The 21,320-nt window shown below is 63.6% G+C and carries 15 protein-coding genes; 8 read left to right on the top strand and 7 right to left on the bottom strand.

The features are described 5' to 3' along the window. Positions 1–63 precede the first annotated feature (63 nt). Both GYA95_RS13605 and GYA95_RS13600 read left to right on the top strand, forming a co-directional pair. A complete protein-coding gene (locus tag GYA95_RS13605) occupies positions 64–984 on the top strand; it encodes a LysR substrate-binding domain-containing protein (protein WP_015271016.1) in 921 nt (306 codons plus the stop codon). 239 nt (positions 985–1,223) lie between these two features. After that, positions 1,224–2,414, top strand: a complete 1,191-nt coding sequence (locus tag GYA95_RS13600; RefSeq protein WP_015271015.1) for an MFS transporter — start codon at positions 1,224–1,226, stop codon at positions 2,412–2,414. Positions 2,415–2,467: 53 nt separating this feature from the next. Here the strand turns inward: GYA95_RS13600 and GYA95_RS13595 are convergent, their stop codons facing one another. Next, complete coding sequence (locus tag GYA95_RS13595) at positions 2,468–2,983, bottom strand: DUF4880 domain-containing protein (RefSeq protein WP_015271014.1); 516 nt, start codon at positions 2,981–2,983, stop codon at positions 2,468–2,470. 438 nt (positions 2,984–3,421) lie between these two features. Then, complete coding sequence (locus GYA95_RS13590; protein ID WP_015271013.1) at positions 3,422–3,733, bottom strand: DUF6124 family protein; 312 nt, start codon at positions 3,731–3,733, stop codon at positions 3,422–3,424. A gap of 130 nt (positions 3,734–3,863) precedes the next feature. Between GYA95_RS13590 and GYA95_RS13585 the strand changes: the two genes are divergently transcribed. Next, positions 3,864–4,517: a LexA family protein gene (locus GYA95_RS13585; protein WP_015271012.1), complete on the top strand. Its 654-nt coding sequence runs from the start codon at positions 3,864–3,866 to the stop codon at positions 4,515–4,517. A gap of 107 nt (positions 4,518–4,624) precedes the next feature. Beyond that, positions 4,625–5,287 carry a LexA family protein gene (locus GYA95_RS13580; protein ID WP_043936214.1) on the top strand — a complete coding sequence of 221 codons (663 nt, stop codon included), beginning with the start codon at positions 4,625–4,627 and terminating at the stop codon, positions 5,285–5,287. 169 nt (positions 5,288–5,456) lie between these two features. On the opposite strand, the gene GYA95_RS13575 is transcribed toward GYA95_RS13580, so the two are convergent. From GYA95_RS13575 to GYA95_RS13560, 4 genes are read right to left on the bottom strand one after another with little or no spacing between them, the layout of a single operon-like run. Beyond that, positions 5,457–7,409 (bottom strand): acetyl/propionyl/methylcrotonyl-CoA carboxylase subunit alpha, encoded by a 1,953-nt coding sequence (locus GYA95_RS13575; protein WP_015271010.1) that lies wholly within the window; start codon positions 7,407–7,409, stop codon positions 5,457–5,459. Continuing rightward, positions 7,406–8,221, bottom strand: a complete 816-nt coding sequence (locus GYA95_RS13570) for a gamma-carboxygeranoyl-CoA hydratase (protein ID WP_015271009.1) — start codon at positions 8,219–8,221, stop codon at positions 7,406–7,408. The genes GYA95_RS13575 and GYA95_RS13570 overlap by 4 nt, the downstream gene beginning before the upstream one ends. A 3-nt stretch (positions 8,222–8,224) precedes the next feature. Continuing rightward, a complete protein-coding gene (locus tag GYA95_RS13565) occupies positions 8,225–9,832 on the bottom strand; it encodes a carboxyl transferase domain-containing protein (RefSeq protein WP_015271008.1) in 1,608 nt (535 codons plus the stop codon). A gap of 19 nt (positions 9,833–9,851) precedes the next feature. Further along, positions 9,852–11,015 carry an isovaleryl-CoA dehydrogenase gene (locus GYA95_RS13560; RefSeq protein ID WP_013973339.1) on the bottom strand — a complete coding sequence of 388 codons (1,164 nt, stop codon included), beginning with the start codon at positions 11,013–11,015 and terminating at the stop codon, positions 9,852–9,854. Between the two features lie 323 nt (positions 11,016–11,338). On the opposite strand from GYA95_RS13560, the gene GYA95_RS13555 reads away from it, so the two are divergent. Beyond that, a complete protein-coding gene (locus GYA95_RS13555) occupies positions 11,339–13,021 on the top strand; it encodes an AMP-binding protein (RefSeq protein WP_015271007.1) in 1,683 nt (560 codons plus the stop codon). Positions 13,022–13,361: 340 nt separating this feature from the next. On the opposite strand, the gene GYA95_RS27670 is transcribed toward GYA95_RS13555, so the two are convergent. After that, positions 13,362–13,523, bottom strand: coding sequence for a hypothetical protein (locus GYA95_RS27670; protein WP_015271006.1), 162 nt, complete (start codon positions 13,521–13,523; stop codon positions 13,362–13,364). Between the two features lie 140 nt (positions 13,524–13,663). Here GYA95_RS27670 and GYA95_RS13550 point away from each other — a divergent pair, with 140 nt between their 5' ends. The 3 genes from GYA95_RS13550 to glgB are packed head-to-tail and all read left to right on the top strand — an operon-like array spanning position 13,664 to position 21,267. After that, a complete protein-coding gene (locus GYA95_RS13550) occupies positions 13,664–15,682 on the top strand; it encodes an alpha-1,4-glucan--maltose-1-phosphate maltosyltransferase (RefSeq protein ID WP_015271005.1) in 2,019 nt (672 codons plus the stop codon). A gap of 56 nt (positions 15,683–15,738) precedes the next feature. Then, the gene (gene treS / locus GYA95_RS13545; protein WP_015271004.1) at positions 15,739–19,056 is read left to right on the top strand and encodes a maltose alpha-D-glucosyltransferase; all 3,318 of its coding nucleotides are present in this window, start codon (positions 15,739–15,741) and stop codon (positions 19,054–19,056) included. Next, on the top strand, positions 19,057–21,267 hold the full coding sequence (glgB, locus tag GYA95_RS13540) for a 1,4-alpha-glucan branching protein GlgB (RefSeq protein WP_015271003.1): 2,211 nt from the start codon (positions 19,057–19,059) through the stop codon (positions 21,265–21,267). Positions 21,268–21,320: the final 53 nt, after the last annotated feature.

The following is a 21,320-nucleotide window of genomic DNA, read 5'->3' as shown; positions in this document are numbered from 1 at the left end:
GTGCCTTGGGCTTACAGGAAGGTAAAAGCCTTGGTATCGCTTCGAATCCTTCAGGAAATGGTCATGAGCCTGGACATCCTCAGAAAATCGCCTCAGATCCCTTCCCTGAAAGCAATTCAGGCCTTCGAGCAAGTCGCTCGTTTCGCCAACGTTGCACGGGCCGCAGAGCAGTTGAACCTCACGCCCTCTGCGGTGAGCCACCAGATCGCTAACCTGGAAGCCTTGATCGGTCGTCCATTGTTCATTCGCGAGGCGCGCGGTGTTGCATTGACCCCGGCCGGAGAGCAGTACCTGCGCGAGGTATCAGGCATATTGCAAAGCCTGGCTACGGCCACCGAGCGCGCCGGCAACTCGGTGGGCTTCGATTGCTTGCGGCTTCATTCCGCGCCCAGCTTTGGCCTGCTCTGGTTGCTGCCGCGCCTGGACCATTTTCGTAACAGTCATCCGCAGATCCAGATCAACCTGTCGTGCTCCTACGAGTCGCTGCACTTCGGCCGCCATCAGATCGATCTGGATATCCGTCATGGCTACCCCAACTGGCCCAGCCTGGAAGTGCGTACCATCCGGCATGAACGTGCAACCGTGCTGGCCTCGCCACAGCTTCTCGAGCGTACGCCTATCAAGCAGCCGGGCGATCTGCTGGGGCAGAACCTGATCCTGTCGGAAGCCGCATTGGTGCAGTGGCCCCAATGGTTCGCCCAGCAAGGCGTGGCGTTGCCTCAAACCCCTTACGCCCTGAGCTTCGATCGCTCCTACATGAGCCTGGAGGCCGCCAGCCACGGGTATGGGGTGGCCTTGGAAAGTTCCCTGCTGGCGCAGGACTACATTGCCCGAGGCGAGTTGGTACCGGTATTTGCAGAAGACTTGGCGACGCCCGTCAGTGCCCACCACCTGGTATTTCCTCGAGGCCATGCTGAAACCCCCAGGGTTCGACAGTTCCTTGAATGGATGCAGGGCCAGCTCGGTCATGACTTCAATTACTGAGAGCAGTTTGCACAACAGATCAACTGCGCTAGGGGCCGGCTATCGAGTCAGCAGAAGGCTGGATAGCACCAGAACTCAACGGTAATAAGCAACAAGGGAAAAGCCCTACAACGCTATCGGAAGTTTCGCTGCCCGGTTCGGGTTGTACATCTTCAGGGTGTCGCTACCATCAGGGCTCGGCGCTTTCATGGAGTTTCCAGTGACTACTTCCGGCAATACAAGAAGGCGAGGTTGGTAGCGTGAATCAGCCCTTGGGTTCGCTCAGTAGCTTTGTGCGCTCGGCCTTGCTGATTCTATTGTGTCTATTGGGCGTATTCCCTCTGGATGTGATCCTGCCGTCATTCCCGGCGCTCGCAGGCGAGTTTCACGTCGAGCCACAGCAGATAGCTTACTCGGTGAGCTTCTTTGCGCTTGGTGTCGCCTTGGCGCAAATCGTGATCGGGCCATTGTCGGATGGCATGGGGCGCAAGCGGTTGTTGCTCGCTGGGTTGGGAGTGTCCATTGCAGGGGCAATGGGTTGTGTACTTTCAACCCGCTATGAGACGTTCATGGCGTTCCGTTTGCTGCAGGCCTTGGGTTGCGGGAGTTTCGCGCTGGGCCAGGCGCTCGTGCAGGATCTGTACAGTGGTAGGCAGCGCAATGCCATGCGTATCCTGCTGACCAGCGCAAGTGGGCTGTTCATCTCGTTGTCACCGGTCGCAGGCGCTTTTCTCCAACAATCCTTTGGCTGGAAGGGCAGCTTTACGGTATTCGCTTTCATCGCCGTGATCGTTTCATGCCTGTCATATGCATTGCTGCAGGATACGCCTGCATCGCGAGGCCGTACTTCGGGCATGCGCAGCTATTGGGTCATGCTGCGTGATACGACCTATCTTGCGCACTCCCTGCTGGCCAGCCTGGCGTTTGCCTGCCATTTTTCCTTCATCGTTGTCGCGCCATTGGCGTTGTTGGACAGCCTGGGGCTGACGCCATATCAATTCTCGGTGGTATTTATCGCCTATGGGCTTGCGTATATCGCTGGCGGAGCAACCGCGACCTACTTGAACAATCGCGTAACCCCGCAGTTTCAGATCAAGACGGGATTCCTGCTGATTGCTGCCGGGGGCATCACACTGGTGATCTGGGAACAGGTAGCGGGATTGACGGTGGCGGGGCTGCTGCTGCCGATGATCATTTGCACGACCGGGACAACGCTGGTGCGTCCGGCTGCAACGACCCAGGCCTTGGCGCGTTACCCGCAGCAGGCCGGTGCGGCAGCGTCGCTGAATACGACATTGTTGTTCGCAGGTGGTGGTTTGGCCGGCAGTCTTGTTGCTGGCGTCGAAAGCGAGCTGCCGGTGAGCCTGGGGCTTCTGTTCCTGGGTGTCAGTTTGTGCGGATGGCTACTGCTTGCCCGCCTGACGGAAACGCTGACCAGCACTCGAACTTGATAACAAACGAGCCATCCGCGGTGAAAACGATAACGGTGTCGCGCAGGTGTTGATCAGGCCCAGAAACCAAGCAGCACCAACGCCGCCACGCCAAGCCCGACCGCAACTGAACAGCCGCCCAACGACAGCGCCGCCCGACCTTGCCGGTACCAACCATCCTGGCCCAGTTGCCGTGCCGGTGCCAACAGGCTGCGCCAGTGCATTTCCGTGTCATGAAACGCCTGCAAGTTCGCCATGTCCGCATCCAGCCAACGGCGAAAATCGATCCGCTCGCACGCCGTCACCTGTGGGCTCTGCAAGCGCACATACCATTGCCCGGCAACACTCGCCAGCACATCCCGGCGCGAGCGACCGGCCTGCAGTGCCTGGTCCATGTGCCGCTCGATGCTCGCCAATGGCAGGTCGAGGCGGGCGGCGATGATGGCGAAGTCCAGCTGGTCGAGGCGGTTGAGCAGGAATACTTGTTGCACACGCCGTGGCAGGCGTCTCAGGGCGTGCAGCAGGGCGTCGTCGGCATGATGTTCGGCAGCAGGGTTTGGGTGCTCAAGTGGCAGCAGCAGACGGCTCATGGACAGCTCCTTGCTCTATGGAGGGGGGAGGGATGGGGGCATCTTCCGTGATGCGTGATCAGCGTAGGTGAAACGAGATTGATTCTCAAGTGCTGATTCCGCAAAGTTTTGTAATGAGCGTTCACGCCCTGAAACACCTTTGCTATCATGCGCGCCATCACGATCTTCATTAGCCTGAAGAGCCAAAAAAAAGACCCAGCAAAAAGCTGGGTCAAAAACCGTGATTAGCCTGATGAGGAGATAATCTGAGAGCGACCTAAGCTCCAGGTTATCCAGCAGATCTCGCGATCAGCTGAGTGCAATAATAATCGTTATCATTTGCCAGTCAAATGAATTTTCGGTAATCCGGTAAAAAAGTTTTACCGGTGCGCTTCCTTGTCCCGGCAATCGGGGCCTTCGCCGTTACCCGGCCATCACGTTCTCTCCCTTCTTTCTTGCTTACAAACCCGATTCCACGGTGCGTTTGTGCTCGAGCAGTGCGCGCGCCATGTCCATCATGTGCATCAGGGCAAAGGTCAGTTCGCGCTGGCTGCCGTGCTGGTGGGTGGCGGTTTCCTGCGCGGTGGCGGCGGCGCAGCGCAGCAGGGCGATGGCGTGCTCCTGGGCCTGGTCGGTGGTTACGCCCTCGTGCAGGGTCCAGATCCTGTTGTCCAAGGTGGGGCGCGGCGGGTTGGGGTTGAGGTAGTAGTCGAGAGCGCGGCGGGCGGCTTCGCTGTCGAGATCTGTTTCGTCGTTTTTCGGATGTTTCATCGCGATACCTTCTGGTTTCCCTTCAAACACGCGGGAATCACAGGATAGGTCAGTCTGTACTATCTATCGAAAAATAAATAATTCAGATTGTGTATTGCTGCGAGTAATACAGTCCGTATTGTTGCCGCTCATGGAAAACTGGAACGCATTTCTCAAGCGCTACAAGCGCGAACACAATCTCAGCCAGCTCAAACTGGCCGAGCGCCTGGGCATGACTCAGGGGGGCGTGGGGCATTGGCTGCGTGGCACGCGGCGGCCGACGCTTGAAACCATCAACGAAAAGCTCGAAAAGCTTGGGCTGGTGTTTCTGGAAGCCCAAGTCATGGTGGTGGAGCGCGATATCGTGCGCGAATCGCCTGGTCACTATGCGGCTGAACAGCCGGTTTCGGCCGAAGCGCTGCTGTATGCGAGCTTTCGCTTCCCGGTGCTGAGTTGGGCTGACTTGCAGGGACCTTTGCCAGAGACAAGCAAGGCCCACGAACAGACGGACTATATGCCCGCAGGCAATGCATTCTGGTTGATGGTAGAAAACGACTCGATGAATGCCGCCAGCGGCAAGAGCGTGCCTGAGGGCATGCGTGTGCTGGTGGATACCGGCCTGCCGGCAGAACCAGGGAGGTTGGTAATCGCGCGGCAGCCCGGGCGGCCGGCAGTATTGCGGCAGTTGGTCGAGGAGGGCGGAGACAAGATGCTCAAGCCGCTGAATACGCGCTATCCGACAGTCCTGTGTGAAGAAGGCTGCGAGTTTCTGGGCGTGGTCGTGCGGGGGCACGAGGTTTTCTAGCTTGCCGGGGGCTGCTGTGCAGCCCTGTCGCGATACAAGGCCGCTCCTACAGCGGTCGCGTCGGGTTTGATCGTGACGCACGCCTTTGCAGGAGGCTCATGGCAGCGATGAATATGGATAAATGGATCGCCCTGGTCCGTAACCGGATGGAAGAGCTAGGGCTCACTCAAGAACAGCTGGCCGAGCGCGTTGGCGTGTCTCAAGGCAGCGTGGGGCATTGGGTGAACAAGCGGCGTCAGCCGAAGATCGAGTCGATGAATCGCACGCTCGTCGAGATTGGCATGCCCCATTACAGCGTCAGCTTGCAGCTGCGCATTCAGGGGCAGGACGGGGAGCCGAGCGTTTACGAGGTGGATGGCGCCGATGACGATCTGGACCTCATGCAAGACATCGTGTGCTTCCGCTACCCGGTGCTGGGTTGGGATGAGCCAGGTGTTGCAGAGGGCGCGGAGCCTGGCGTTTTCGAGCAGACGGACTACCTGGCCCAAGGCAAGGCGTTCTGGCTGACCGTCGAGAATGATGCGATGAGTGCTGTCAGCGGGCGCAGTGTGCCGCAGGGCATGCGGATGTTGGTGGACCCTGGGGTAGATGCCGAGCCAGGGCGTCTTGTTATCGCTCGTCAGCCGGGCAAACCGGCGATCTTCCGTGAGTTGGCGGAGGAAGGTGGGCAACGGTACCTGAAGGCACTCAACAGCAACTACCCGGCGCTGTTGTGTGAGGAAGGCTGCGAGTTTCTGGGGGTGGTCGTGCGAGTGCATGGCTCCTTCTAGATTGCAGCGACACAAGGCCGCTCCTACAGGTAACGCACAATCCTGTAGGAGCAGCCTTGTGCTGCGAAGACGCCATTACTGACACACAACCTCTTCAGTCATGCCGACCCTTTCGCAGCACAAGGCTGCTCCTACAGGGGCTGCGGCACAGCTGTCAGCGATGGTTACATTATTCCGCCAGTTCGACCAACACGGTCCCTTCGCTGACCATATCCCCTTCCTGGCAGAACAACGCCTTCACAGTGCCGCCATGCGGCGCGCGAATGCTGTGCTCCATCTTCATGGCCTCCAGCACTACCAGCGCCGTACCTGCTTCCACCACCTGCCCAGGCTCCACCAGCACCCGCACGATGCTGCCGTTCATGGGCGCGCCCAGGCCGCCTTGGTGGCTGTGGCTGGCCTCGGCCTCGGCGATCGGGTCGAAGGCTTCGATGGCATGCATCTCGCCGTCCCAGTGCAAGTACAGCGTGCCACCGCGGCGGATCGCCAGATGCTGGCGACGCACGCCAGCCTGGTCATGTACCAACTGCTCGCCCAGCAACTGCCAGGTAGACGCAGCGCTGCGCTCCAAGGCAACTGCCTGGTCCTGCCCGCCACTCACCAGATGCAGGCTGCTGCGCGCCGGCAAGCCAAGGCGCAGGCCGTTGCGCTCGGCCCATGGCGAACTGTGGTCGTCCTCCCGCTGATGTGCGGCCTGACCCTGCAGCCAGGCCTCGGCCGCTGCTTCCCAGAAGCCTGCCGGCAGCGCTTGCGGCGCGGGCAGCAAAACTTCCTGGTGACGCGGAATGAAGCCGGTATCCAGTTCCGCTGCAGCAAACGCCGGGTGGGCGAGAATGCGCCGCAGGAAGGCGATGTTGGTCTTCAACCCGCCAATGGCAAACTCGTCGAGCATGGCCAGCAAGCGCAGGCGCGCCTGCTCGCGGTCTTCGCCCCAGGCGATCAGCTTGCCCAGCATCGGGTCGTAGAACGGCGACACTACATCACCTTCGCTGACCCCGCTGTCCACCCGTCGCCCTTCGCCGGCCGCCGACTCGCGGTACAGCGCCAGCTTGCCGGTCGCGGGCAGGAATTCGTTGGCCGGGTCCTCGGCATACAGGCGCACTTCGATGGCATGGCCGATCAGCGGCACCTGTTCCTGGGTGATCGGCAGGGCCTCGCCGCAGGCCACGCGAATCTGCCAGGCCACCAGATCAAGCCCGGTAATGGCCTCGGTGACCGGGTGCTCCACCTGCAGGCGGGTGTTCATCTCCATGAAGAAGAACTCGCCACGGGCATCGAGCAGGAACTCCACGGTGCCGGCACCCACGTAGCCGATGGCCTGGGCCGCGCGTACCGCCGCTTCACCCATGGCCCGGCGCAATTCGGCTGACAGGCCTGGCGCAGGGGCTTCTTCCACCACCTTCTGGTGACGGCGCTGGATCGAGCAGTCACGCTCGTTGAGGTACAGGCAGTTGCCGTGCTGGTCGGCGAATACCTGGATTTCTACGTGGCGTGGCTTGAGCACGTACTTTTCCACCAGCATGCGCGCATCGCCGAACGACGACTGCGCCTCACGCTGGGCCGAGGCCAGGGCGTCGGCCAGCTGGCTTTCTTCTTCGACCACTTTCATGCCCTTGCCACCGCCGCCGGCGCTGGCCTTGAGCAGCACCGGGTAGCCGATGCGTTCGGCTGCGGCGCGGAAGGTGTCCAGGTCCTGGGCTTCGCCGTGGTAGCCCGGCACCAGTGGCACGCCAGCGGCTTCCATCAGTGCCTTGGCCGCCGACTTGCTGCCCATGGCGTCGATGGCGCTGGCCGGTGGGCCGAGGAAGATCAACCCGGCCTCTTCGATGGCACGGGCGAAGCCTGCGTTCTCGGACAGGAAGCCATAGCCCGGGTGGATGGCCTGGGCGCCGCTGGCCTTGGCGGCGGCCAGCAGCTTGTCGACCAGCAGGTAGCTTTCGGCAGCCTTGGTGCCGCCGAGGTCGACGCGGATATCGGCTTCGCGGCTGTGCCGGGCATCACGGTCGGTGGCGCTGTGCACGGCCACGGTGGTCAGGCCCATGGCCTTGGCGGTGCGCATCACCCGGCAGGCGATTTCGCCGCGGTTGGCGACCAGCAGGGTGGTCAAAGCGGGGCGGCTCATGGGCGCGGCTCCTTCTTGTCGTCGGTTTGCCAGGCGGGGCGGCGTTTTTCCAGGAAGGCGCGCAGGCCCTCCTGGCCTTCGGCGCTGACGCGGATGCGGGCGATGGTGTTTTCGCAGTAGCGGCGCAGGGCCGGGCTGAGTTCGCCGTCGTCCACTTCGCGCAGCAGGTCCTTGGTGGCGCGCAGCGCTTGTGGGCTGTTCTGCAGCAGGTTGGCCACCCAAGCTTCGACCTGGGCGTCCAGTTCGCTGGCCGGGTACACCTCGGCCAGCAGGCCCAGCTCGCGGGCCCGCACGCCGCTGAAACGCTCGGCGGTGAGGGCATAGCGGCGCGCGGCACGCTCGCCGATGGCCTTGACCACGAACGGGCTGATCACTGCCGGGGCCAGGCCGATGCGCACTTCCGACAGGCACAGCTGAGCGTCTTCGGCACCGATGGCCATGTCGCAGCAACTGATCAGGCCCAGCGCGCCGCCAAAGGCAGCGCCTTGCACAACAGCCAGGGTCGGCGCCTTGAGGCGGTGCAGGGCATACATCAGCTCGCCCAGCTCGCGGGCATCATCCAGGTTGGTGTTGAAGTCCAGCTGCGCCGACTGCTGCATCCAGGCCAGATCGGCGCCGGCGCTGAAGTGCCGGCCGCGGCCGCGCAGCAGCACGAAGCGCAGGCTGGCGTCCTCGGCCAACTGGTCGAGGGCGACGATCAGCTCGCGGATCATCAAGGCGTTGAAGGCGTTGTTCTTGTCCTCGCGGCTCAGCCACAGGGTGGCGAAGCCGCGCGGGTCGCGGATCACTTCGAGGGTGCTGAAATCGCTCATGGGTCACATCCGGAAAATGCCGAAGCGGCTCTGTTCGATCGGTGCGTTCAGCGCGGCGGACAACGCCAGGCCGAGCACGTCGCGGGTCTGTGCCGGGTCGATGACACCGTCGTCCCACAGGCGGGCGCTGGAGTAGTAGGGGTGGCCCTGGTGCTCGTACTGGTCAAGGATCGGCTGTTTGAGCCTGGCTTCGTCTTCGGCGCTGAACGGGTGGCCACTGCGCTCGCTCTGTTCGCGCTTGACCTGGGCCAGCACGCCGGCGGCCTGTTCGGCCCCCATAACGCCGATCCGCGCATTGGGCCACATCCACAGGAAGCGCGGGTCGTAGGCACGGCCGCACATGCCGTAGTTGCCGGCGCCAAAGCTGCCGCCAATGATCACCGTGAACTTCGGCACCTGGGCGCAGGCCACGGCAGTGACCAGCTTGGCGCCGTGCTTGGCGATGCCGCCTTCTTCGTACTTCTTGCCGACCATGAAGCCGGTGATGTTCTGCAGGAACAGCAGCGGGATGCCGCGCTGGCAGGCCAGTTCGATGAAGTGCGCGCCTTTTTGCGCCGCTTCGGCGAACAGGATGCCGTTGTTGGCGAGGATCGCCATCGGGTAGCCGTGCAGGTGGGCGAAGCCGCACACCAGGGTGGTACCGAACAGCGCCTTGAACTCGTCGAACACCGAGCCGTCGACCAGACGCGCGATAACCTCGCGCACGTCGAACGGTTGCTTGGCATCGGCCGGCACCACGCCATACAGCTCATCGGCGGCGTACAGCGGTGCCACCGGGGCCAGGCGCTGCAGCTTGCCCAGCTTGTGCCAGTTGAGGTTGGCCACGCTGCGTCGGGCCAGGGCCAGGGCATGTTCGTCGTTGTCGGCATAGTGGTCGGCCACGCCGCTGGTACGGCAGTGCACATCGGCGCCGCCGAGGTCTTCGGCGCTCACCACTTCACCGGTGGCTGCTTTCACCAGTGGCGGGCCGGCGAGGAAGATGGTCGCCTGCTGGCGCACCATGATCGCTTCGTCGGCCATCGCGGGCACGTAGGCACCGCCGGCGGTGCACGAACCCATCACCACGGCGATCTGCGGAATGCCCAGTGCGCTCATGTTGGCCTGGTTGAAGAAGATCCGCCCAAAGTGCTCACGGTCGGGGAACACTTCGTCCTGGCGTGGCAGGTTGGCGCCGCCGGAGTCCACCAGGTAGATGCACGGCAGGCGGTTCTGCAGGGCGATGGTCTGCGCACGCAGGTGCTTCTTCACAGTCAGCGGGTAGTAGGAACCGCCTTTGACCGTGGCGTCATTGGCCACGATCATGCATTCCACGCCTTCGACGCGGCCGATGCCGGCGATCACGCCCGCAGCGGGCACGTCTTCGCCATACACCTCATGGGCAGCCAGTTGGCCGATTTCGAGGAACGGCGAGCCCGGGTCCAGCAGGCGGTCGATACGCTCGCGTGGCAGCAGCTTGCCACGTGAAGTGTGCCGCTCCTGAGCCTTGGGCCCACCGCCCTGGGCCACTTGGGCGAGCAGGCCGCGCAGGGCCTGGACCTGTTCGAGCATGGCCGCGCTGTTGCCGGCGAACTCCGCCGAACGCGGGTTGATCTGGGTGTGCAAGGTAGCCATGTGCGCCCGTCCCTTGTGCTCAGCGGGTTTCGTTGAACAGTTCGCGGCCGATCAGCATCCGGCGGATTTCGCTGGTGCCGGCACCGATCTCGTACAGCTTGGCGTCGCGCAGCAGGCGGCCTGCCGGGAATTCGTTGATATAGCCGTTGCCGCCGAGAATCTGGATCGCCTCCAGGGCCATTTGCGTGGCGCGCTCGGCGGTGTACAGGATCACCCCGGCGGCGTCCTTGCGGGTGGTCTCGCCACGGTCGCAGGCTTGGGCCACGGCATACAGGTAGGCGCGGCTGGCGTTGAGCTGGGTGTACATGTCGGCGATCTTGCCCTGGATCAGCTGGAACTCGCCGATGCTCTGGCCGAACTGCTTGCGGTCGTGAATGTAGGGCACTACCAGGTCCATGCAGCTTTGCATGATGCCGGTCGGGCCGCCGGACAGCACCACGCGCTCGTAGTCCAGGCCGCTCATCAGCACGCGCACGCCACCGTTGAGCTGGCCGAGGATGTTTTCTTCCGGCACTTCGACGCCGTCGAAGAACAGCTCGCAGGTGTTGGAGCCACGCATGCCCAGCTTGTCGAACTTGTTGCTGCGGCTGAAGCCTTTCCAGTCACGCTCGACGATGAACGCGGTGATGCCGTGCGCGCCCTTTTCCAGGTCGGTCTTGGCGTAGATCACGTAGGTGTTGGCGTCCGGGCCGTTGGTGATCCAGGTCTTGCTGCCGTTGAGCACGTAGTGGTCGCCGCGCTTTTCCGCGCGCAGCTTCATCGACACCACGTCGGAACCGGCGTTGGGCTCGCTCATGGCCAGGGCGCCGATGTGCTCGCCGCTGATCAGCTTGGGCAGGTACTTGAGCTTCTGCTCGTGGCTGCCGTTGCGGTTGATCTGGTTGACGCAGAGGTTGGAGTGGGCACCGTAGGACAGGGCCACCGAGGCCGAGCCACGGCTGATTTCTTCCATCGAAACCACGTGGGCCAGGTAGCCCAGGCCGGCACCGCCGTATTCTTCCGGCACGGTGATGCCCAGCAGGCCCATGTCGCCGAACTTGCGCCACATGTCGGCAGGGAACAGGTTGTCGTGGTCGATTTGCGCGGCGCGTGGGGCCAGTTCGGCGGCGACGAAGGTGCGCACCTGGTCGCGGAGCATGTCGATGGTTTCGCCCAGGGCGAAGTTCAGGGTGGGGTAATGCATGCTGGGGCACCTTGTTGTTCTTGAAATATGGGAAACACTCTGGCTCAAGGATCTGGCGCCGGACCCTGTGGGAGCGGGCTTGCCCGCGAATGCGTCAGCAGGACCACCGTCATTGCCTGAGTGATCGCATTCGCGGGCACGCCCGCTCCCACAGGGTTCGGCGTCATGCCTGAGGGGCGGTGTCGTTCATCACCTTTACGTTAACGTAAACCTGCGGAAGGTCACTGTCAATCCATTCATAACCTTTACGTAAACGTAAATCTGCGCCAGAGTATTCCCGCTTGCTTCAGTCGTGCCCAGAACAACCACAAGAAGGGACACCCATGAGTCAACCAAGCTATACCCGCGGTCGCCAGGACCAAGCCTTGCTGACCCAGACCATCGGCCAGGCCTTCGACGCCACCGTGGCCCGTTGTGCCGACGGCGAGGCCCTGGTGTCGCGCCATCAGGGCCTGCGCTACAGCTGGCGGCAGTTGGCCGAGCAGGTCGAGGTGCATGCTCGTGCCCTGATGGCCCTGGGCGTGAACACCGGCGATCGGGTCGGCATCTGGTCGCCCAACTGCGCCCAGTGGTGCATCCTGCAGCTGGCCAGCGCCAAGGTTGGTGCCATCCTGGTCAACATCAACCCGGCCTACCGCGTGGGCGAGCTGGAATACGTGCTGCGCCAGTCCGGTTGCCGCTGGCTGGTGTGTGCCGATGCCTTCAAGACGTCCGACTATCACGCCATGGTCCAGGAGCTGGCACCGGAGCTGGCCAGCGCCGTCCCCGGTGAAATGGCCAGTGAACGCCTGCCGGACCTGCGCGGTGTGGTCAGCCTGGCTGCCAACCCGCCCGCTGGCTTCCTGCCTTGGCAAGCGCTGGCCGAACGGGCAGGGCATACCTCGACCGAGGCCTATGCGGCGCGCCAGCAAGGCCTGCAGTTCGACCAGCCGGTGAACATCCAGTACACCTCTGGCACCACAGGCGCTCCCAAGGGTGCCACGCTCAGCCACTACAACATCCTCAACAACGGCTTCATGGTTGGCGAAAGCCTGGGCCTGACCGCACGCGACCGCATGGTTATCCCGGTGCCGCTGTACCACTGCTTCGGCATGGTTATGGCCAACCTCGGCTGCATCACCCATGGCAGCACCATGATCTACCCCAACGACGCCTTCGACGCCGAGCTCACCCTGCGCGCCGTGGCCGAAGAGCGCGCCAGCATCCTCTATGGCGTGCCGACCATGTTCATCGCCATGCTCGACCACCCCGCGCGCGGGCAAATGGACCTGTCGACCTTGCGCAGCGGCATCATGGCCGGCGCCACCTGCCCGATCGAGGTGATGCGCCGGGTCATCGACCAGATGCACATGGCCGAAGTACAGATCGCCTACGGCATGACCGAAACCAGCCCGGTGTCACTGCAGACCGGCCCGGACGACGACCTGGAGCTACGCGTGACCACCGTCGGCCGCACCCAGCCGCAGCTGGAGAACAAGCTGGTGGACGCCGACGGCTGCATCGTCCCGCGCGGCGAGATCGGCGAGCTGTGCACCCGCGGCTACAGCGTGATGCTCGGCTACTGGGACAACCCCCAGGCCACGGCAGATGCCATCGACCCGGCCGGCTGGATGCATTCTGGCGACCTGGCGGTGATGGACGAGCACGGCTACGTGCGCATTGTCGGGCGCAACAAGGACATGATCATTCGCGGCGGCGAGAACATCTACCCGCGTGAACTGGAAGAGTTCTTCTACACCCACCCGGCGGTGGCCGATGCGCAGGTGATCGGCATCCCGTGTAGCCGTTATGGCGAGGAGATCGTCGCCTGGATCAAGCTGCACCCGGGGCACAGTGCCACGGTCGAAGAGTTACAGGGCTGGTGCAAGGCGCGCATTGCACACTTCAAGGTGCCGCGGCATATCCGCTTTGTCGACGAGTATCCGATGACGGTGACCGGCAAGGTGCAGAAGTTCCGCATGCGGGAGATCAGTGTGGCGGAGATATCGGCTTTAACTGCTGGTTGATGTATTGATGCTGCCGGCCCTTTCGCGGGTAAACCCGCTCCTGCAGGTACAGCGCCGCGTTCGAAATCGGCGCGGTCCCTGTGGGAGATTGCCCAGTCCTTCGGGCTGCGCTTTCGCGCAGAGAACCAATATCGCTCGTCTGACGCGTCCTTTGTAGGAGCAGCCTTGTGCTGCGAAGAGGCCGGTACAGCCAATAGACAGGCTTTATCAGCCCCGGCCTCTTCGCAGCACAAGGCTGCTCCTACAGGACCTCGCCGAACCAGTGAGTCATGTGTTGTTCTATGGGAGCGGGTTCACCCGCGAAAGGGCCGGTCCTGCCTGCGTAGATCCTGGTCTACCCTTAAGCCTTCACCGGTGGTTCCTGGCTCGGCGGGTCGCCCACTGTCGGCGGCACGGTCGGTTTGATCGGCAGCTCGTCCGGCTCTTCCTCCGGCACGGGCGGCGGCAGGCTCGGGTCGTCGATGTTGGGATCGGGAGTCTCCGGTGGAATGGGAATGTTCATGGCCTGACCTCGCTTGGGTAATTGAAGAGGTGCTGCAGGCTTCGACCCCTCGCAGCTGCCGTTCGCTCAATTTTTTTGAACCCCACGCCTGTGCCCGGCTCTGAACCCTTATCGCCACCAGCCTGAGGGAGCAAGGTCCGATGTCACGAAACGAGCCCTTCGAAAGCGTGCCCATGGCCAACGATCACCCGGACCAGGCCATCAGCCTGTCCCAGGCGCTGCTGGCGCCGCGCATCGTGATCGAAGACACCCAACCCGTGCTCGAGGCCGGCACTTTCGCCGCCAAGGCCATCAGTGGCCAGCCGGTGGCGGTCAGCAGCAAGGTCTACAGCGACGGCCACGACCGCCTGGCCGTGATGCTCAACTGGCGCCAGGCCCACAGCCGGCGCTGGCATTGCGTGCCCATGCACTCGCCGGGCAACGACCTGTGGCTGGCCGAATTCACCCCCACTGAACTGGGCCCGCACCTGTTCAGCATCGAGGCCTGGATCGACCCGTTCGCTACCTACTGCCACGACCTGGAGAAGAAGTACCACGCCGGTGTCGAGGTCAGGTTGGAGCTGGAGGAAGGCCGATTGATGCTGGGCAAGGGCGTCGAGCTGTGCAACGGCGCCCTGCGCGAGGAGCTCCAGGCGTTGCAGCAGCGCCTGCCCACGCTGAATGCCGACGATCAGGTGGCACTGTTTCTCGACCCCGCTACCGCCCGCCTGATGAGCGACGCCGAGCACCGCAGCTACCTGGCCCGCAGCCGCGAATTCCCCGTTGATGTCGACCGCCCGGCCGCGCAGTTCGCCAGCTGGTACGAGCTGTTCCCGCGTTCGGTCACCGACAGCCCCGAACGCCACGGCACGTTCAACGATGTGCACGAGCGCCTGCCGATGATCCGCGACATGGGCTTCGACGTACTGTATTTTCCGCCGATCCATCCCATCGGCATGCAGCACCGCAAGGGCCGCAACAACGCCCTCACCGCTGAGCCCGGCGACCCGGGCAGCCCGTATGCCATCGGCAGCGCGGAAGGTGGTCACGAGGCGATTCACCCACAACTGGGCAGCCGCGACGACTTCCGCCGCCTGGTGGCCGCGGCGGCCGAGCATGGCCTGGAAATCGCCCTCGACTTCGCGATCCAGTGCTCCCAGGACCACCCCTGGCTCAAGGAGCACCCCGGCTGGTTCAGCTGGCGACCGGATGGCACCATCCGCTATGCCGAGAACCCGCCGAAGAAATACCAGGACATCGTCAACGTCGATTTTTACGCGCCCGAGGCCGTACCCTCGCTGTGGCTGGCTTTGCGTGACGTAGTGGTCGGCTGGGTCGAGGAGGGTGTCAAGACCTTCCGCGTCGACAACCCGCACACCAAACCACTGCCATTCTGGCAATGGCTGATCGCCAATGTGCGCAGCCGGCACCCGGAGGTCATCTTCCTCGCCGAAGCCTTCACCAAACCGGCGATGATGGCCCGCCTGGGCAAGGTCGGGTACGCGCAGAGCTATACCTACTTCACCTGGCGCAATCACAAACAGGAACTGCGCGAGTACTTCGAGCAGCTCAACCAGCCGCCATGGAGCCAGTGCTACCGGCCCAACTTCTTCGTCAACACGCCCGACATCAACCCGTACTTCCTGCATACCTCCGGCCGTGCCGGCTTCCTCATACGCGCTGCACTGGCCACCATGGGGTCGGGGCTGTGGGGCATGTATTCGGGCTTCGAACTGTGCGAAGGCACACCGCTGCCGGGCAAGGAGGAGTATCTGGATTCGGAGAAGTACGAAATCCGCCCACGCGATTTCAGCCAACCCGGCAACATCATTGCCGAGATCGCCCAGCTCAACCGCATCCGCCGGCAGAACCGCGCCTTGCAGACCCACCTGGGCGTGGCGTTCTTCAACTGCTGGAACGACAACATCCTGTACTTCGCCAAGCGCACGCCCGAGCGCGACAACTACATTCTGGTGGCAATCAGCCTCGACCCGCACAACGCCCAGGAGGCGCATTTCGAGCTGCCGCTGTGGGAGCTGGGGCTGGATGACAACGCCGAAACCCATGGTGAGGACTTGATGACCGGACATCGCTGGTCGTGGTACGGCAAGACCCAATGGATGCGCATCGAACCCTGGCATCTGCCTTTCGGTATCTGGCGCATCGAAAAGGCCCGCTAACGGTGGTTCGCGCTCCTACAGGGGCCAGAGCAACCAGAAATTGAAAGGAGTCGCACATGGCCAAGCGTTCCCGCCCGGCAGCCTTCATTGACGACCCGCTGTGGTACAAGGACGCCGTCATCTACCAGCTGCACATCAAGTCGTTTTTCGATTCGAACAACGACGGCATCGGCGACTTCGCCGGCCTGATCAGCAAGCTCGACTACATTGCCGAGCTGGGCGTCAATACCCTGTGGCTGCTGCCTTTCTATCCCTCGCCACGCCGCGACGACGGCTACGACATCGCCGAATACAAGGCCGTGCACCCCGACTACGGCAACCTGGCCGATGCCCGCCGCTTCATCGCCGAGGCGCACAAACGCGGCCTGCGGGTAATCACCGAGTTGGTCATCAACCACACCAGCGACCAGCACCCCTGGTTCCAGCGCGCCCGCCATGCCAAGCGCGGCAGCAAGGCACGGGACTTCTACGTGTGGTCGGATGATGACCAGAAGTACGACGGCACGCGCATCATCTTCCTCGACACCGAGAAGTCCAACTGGACCTGGGACCCGGTCGCCGGCCAGTACTTCTGGCACCGCTTCTACTCGCACCAGCCCGACCTCAACTTCGACAACCCGCAAGTGCTCAAGGCTGTGATCAAGGTGATGCGCTTCTGGCTCGACCTGGGTGTGGATGGCCTGCGCCTGGACGCCATCCCCTACCTGATCGAGCGCGACGGCACCAACAACGAGAACCTTGCCGAAACCCACGACGTGCTCAAGGCGATCCGCGCCGAAATCGACGCCAACTACCCCGACCGCATGTTGCTTGCCGAGGCCAACCAATGGCCCGAGGACACCCGCCCGTACTTCGGCGAAGGCGAGGGCGACGAATGCCACATGGCCTTCCACTTCCCGTTGATGCCGCGCATGTACATGGCCCTGGCCATGGAAGACCGTTTCCCGATCACCGACATCCTGCGCCAGACTCCGGAAATCCCCGCCAACTGCCAATGGGCGATCTTCCTGCGCAACCACGATGAGCTGACCCTGGAAATGGTTACCGACCGCGAGCGCGACTACTTGTGGAACTACTACGCCGAAGACCGCCGCGCCCGCATCAACCTGGGCATCCGCCGCCGCCTCGCTCCGCTGCTGCAGCGCGACCGCCGGCGCATCGAACTGCTCACCAGCCTGCTGCTGTCGATGCCCGGCACGCCCACCCTGTATTACGGCGACGAACTGGGCATGGGCGACAACATCTACCTGGGCGACCGCGACGGCGTGCGCACGCCCATGCAATGGTCGCCGGACCGCAACGGCGGTTTCTCCCGTGCAGACCCGCAGCGCCTGGTACTGCCGCCGATCATGGACCCGCTGTATGGTTACCAGACCGTCAACGTCGAAGCCCAGGCCAACGACCCGCATTCGCTGCTGAACTGGACCCGGCGCATGCTGGCGGTGCGCAAGCAGCAGAAGGCCTTCGGCCGCGGCAGCCTGCGCACCCTCACGCCGAACAACCGGCGCATCCTCGCCTACTTGCGCGAGTACACCGACGCCGATGGCAACACTGAAGTCATCCTGTGCGTGGCCAACGTTTCCCGCGCCGCCCAGGCAGCTGAACTGGAATTGTCACAATACGCCGACAAAGTACCGGTGGAGATGCTCGGCGGCAGCGCCTTCCCGCCAATCGGGCAACTGCCGTTCCTGCTGACATTGCCACCCTACGCCTTCTACTGGTTCCTGCTGGCCAGCCACGACCGCATGCCCAGCTGGCACATCCAGGCCACCGAGGGGTTACCCGAATTGACCACACTGGTATTGCGCAAGCGCATGGAAGAACTGCTGGAGGCCCCCTCCAGCGATACCCTGCAAAGCGCCATTCTGCCGCAGTACCTGCCCAAGCGGCGCTGGTTCGCCGGCAAGGAAGGGCCGATCGACCAGGTGCGCCTGTGCTACGGCGTGCGTTTCGGCACCGCCACCACGCCGGTGCTGCTCGGTGAAATCGAAGTGCTCAGCGAGGGTATGGCTACCCGCTACCAGCTGCCGTTCGGCTTGCTGCCTGAAGAGCAGATCAGTACCGCACTGCCGCAGCAGCTGGCCCTGGCGCGGGTGCGCCGTGCCCATCAGGTTGGCCTGATCACCGATGCCTTCGTCCTCGAGCCATTCATCCGCGCGGTGCTGCGTGCCTGTGAGGGCGGCATGCATCTGCCTTGTGGCAACGGCGAGGGCGAGCTGCGCTTCGAAAGCACGCAGCAGTTGGCGGGCCTGGCGTTGAACGACGAAAGCAGCGTGCGCTACCTCAGCGCCGAGCAGTCCAACAGCTCGGTGGTGATTGGCGACCAGGTGGTGCTCAAGCTGATTCGCCGGGTCAACCCGGGTGTGCACCCCGAGCTGGAAATGAGTGCCTACCTGACCGCCGCAGGCTTTGCCAACATTTCGCCGCTGCTGGCCTGGGTCAGCCGGGTGGACGAGCAGGGCGCGCCACACCTGCTGATGATCGCCCAGGGCTACCTGAGCAACCAGGGTGACGCCTGGGCCTGGACCCAGAACACCCTGGAACGGGCCATCCGCGACCAGATGGAGCCTTCCAGCCTCGACGCCGATGCGCACACCGATGCACTGGCCGAACTCACCGGCTTTGCCGCCTTGCTCGGCCAGCGCCTGGGCGAGATGCACCTGCTGCTGGCCGCACCGACCAACGACGAGGCCTTCCAGCCGCGCCCGAGCGATGCCGACGACAGCGAACGCTGGAGTGCGCAGATCAGCGCCGAACTCACCCATGCCCTCGACCTGCTGGCCCAGTACCGCGACAGCCTCGACAGCGAAAGCCAGGCGCTGGTCGACGACTTGCAGCAACAGCGCGACGGCCTGGCCCAGCACATCGCCAACCTGACCCGCCAGGCCCAGGGCGGCCTGTTGATGCGCGTGCACGGCGACCTGCATCTGGGCCAGGTGCTGGTGGTGCAGGGCGACGCCTACCTCATCGATTTCGAAGGTGAACCGGCCCGGCCGCTGCAAGAGCGTCGGGCAAAACACAGCCCGTACAAGGATGTCAGCGGCGTGCTGCGATCCTTCGACTATGCTGCTGCCATGATCTTGCGCAGCGCGTCTGCGGTCGACCTTTCCGACCCGGCGCGCCAAGCCCGGCAACGGGTTGCCAAGCAGTACCTGCACCAGTCGCGGCATGCCTTTGTCGAAGCCTATGGCCTGGCCACCGCGGCCATGCCTCACGCCTGGCAACAGGCCGAGGGCGAGCGTGCTGCACTGGAGCTGTTCTGCCTGGAAAAAGCCGCCTACGAAATCACATACGAAGCCGAGAACCGTCCGAGCTGGCTGGCCGTGCCTTTGCATGGCCTGCATGGACTGATCAGTACCTGGGGAGAGTCATAGATGAATGCAACCACGCGTGAAAACGGCGGCCTTCGGCAACGGGACCTCGACGCCCTGGCCCGCGCCGAGCACGCCGATCCATTTGCGGTACTCGGCCCCCATGGCGACGGCGCCGGCGGGCAGGTAGTCCGCGCCTTCCTGCCCAACGCCCTGAATGTGCGCATCCTGGCCCGGCATGACGGGCGCATCCTCGCCGAAATGGAGCAGGGCAGCCTGCCAGGGTTGTTCACCGCGCACCTCGATGAGGCACACCCGTACCTGCTGCAGATCGGCTGGGCCGGTGGCGAGCAGGTCACCGAAGACCCCTACAGCTTCGGCCCGCAACTGGGCGACATGGACCTGTACCTGTTCGCCGAAGGCAACCATCGCGACCTGTCCGGGCGCTTCGGCGCCCAACCCATCCAGGTCGATGGCGTCGATGGCGTGTGTTTCTCGGTGTGGGCACCGAACGCCCGGCGGGTGTCGGTGGTGGGTGACTTCAACAACTGGGATGGCCGCCGCCACCCCATGCGCCTGCGCCACAGCGCCGGGGTGTGGGAGCTGTTCGTGCCGCGCCTGGGCGTGGGCGAAACCTACAAGTTCGAGGTGCTTGGCAAGGACGGCATACTGCCCCTGAAGGCCGACCCGCTGGCGCGCGCCACCGAACTGCCGCCGAGCACCGCATCCAAGGTGGCAGGGGCGCTCAGCCACGACTGGCAAGACCACGACTGGATGGCGCAACGCGCGCAACGCCATGCCTACAGCGCGCCGCTGTCGATCTACGAACTGCACCCGGGGTCGTGGCGCTGCGAGCTGGATGAGGCGGGTGAGGTCGGGCGCTATTACAACTGGCGCGAGCTGGCCGAGCGCCTGGTGCCGTACGTTCAGGAGCTGGGCTTCACCCACATCGAACTGCTGCCGATCATGGAGCACCCGTTCGGCGGCTCCTGGGGTTACCAGCCGTTGTCGCTGTTCGCGCCCACATCGCGCTACGGCAGCGCCGAGGACTTCGCCGCCTTCATCGACGCCTGCCATCAAGGGGGCATTGGTGTACTGCTGGACTGGGTACCGGCGCATTTCCCCACCGACGAACACGGCCTGGCGCGTTTCGACGGCACCGCCCTGTACGAATACGACAACCCCCTGGAGGGCTACCACCAGGACTGGAACACGCTGATCTACAACCTTGGCCGCAACGAAGTGCGCGGCTTCATGATGGCTTCGGCGCTGCACTGGCTGAAGCACTTCCACATCGATGGCCTGCGTGTCGATGCAGTGGCCTCGATGCTGTACCGCGACTACTCGCGCAAGGCCGGCGAATGGGTGCCCAACCGCCACGGCGGGCGCGAGAACCTGGAAGCCATCGACTTCATCCGCCACCTCAACGGCGTGGCGGCCCATGAGGCCCCGGGCGCGCTGATCATCGCCGAGGAGTCCACCGCCTGGCCCGGCGTCAGCCAGCCGACCCAGCAGGGCGGCCTGGGCTTTGCCTACAAGTGGAACATGGGCTGGATGCACGACACCTTGCATTACATTCAGAACGACCCGGTGCACCGCACTTATCATCACAACGAGATGAGCTTCGGGCTGATCTATGCCTATTCCGAGCACTTCATCCTGCCCATCTCCCACGACGAAGTGGTGCACGGCAAGCATTCGCTGATCGACAAGATGCCCGGCGACCGCTGGCAGAAGTTCGCCAACCTGCGTGCCTACCTCACCTTCATGTGGGCGCATCCGGGCAAGAAGCTGCTGTTCATGGGCTGCGAGTTCGGCCAGTGGCGTGAGTGGGACCACGATGGCGAGCTGGACTGGTACCTGCTGCAGTACCCTGAGCACCAGGGTGTACAGCGCCTGGTAGGCGACCTCAACCGCCTGTACCGCGAGGTGCCGGCGTTGCACGAGCAGGATTGCCAGCCGCAGGGGTTCCAGTGGCTGATTGGTGACGATGCGCAGAACAGCGTGTATGCCTGGCTGCGCTGGAGCAGCAGTGGCGAGCCAGTGCTGGTGGTGGCCAACTTCACGCCGGTGCCGCGCGAGGGGTATCGCATTGGCGTGCCGTTTGGCGAACGCTGGCAGGAGCTGTTGAACAGTGATGCAGAGCTGTATGCCGGGTCCAATGTCGGCAACCTGGGGGTCGTGCAAAGTGACGAGATAGCCAGCCATGGGCAGCCGCAGTCGCTGGCCCTGAACCTGCCGCCGCTTGGTGTTCTGATAATGAAACCAGCCTGATGTTTTGCCAGTACCGGCCTCTTCGCGGGTAAACCCGCTCCCACAGGTATTGC

Origin of the sequence: Pseudomonas asiatica (genome assembly GCF_009932335.1) — a bacterium.
GTDB lineage: Bacteria > Pseudomonadota > Gammaproteobacteria > Pseudomonadales > Pseudomonadaceae > Aquipseudomonas > Aquipseudomonas asiatica.
The sequence above is the reverse complement of the archived record's forward strand: the minus strand, read 5'-3'. Positions and strand labels throughout refer to the sequence as shown.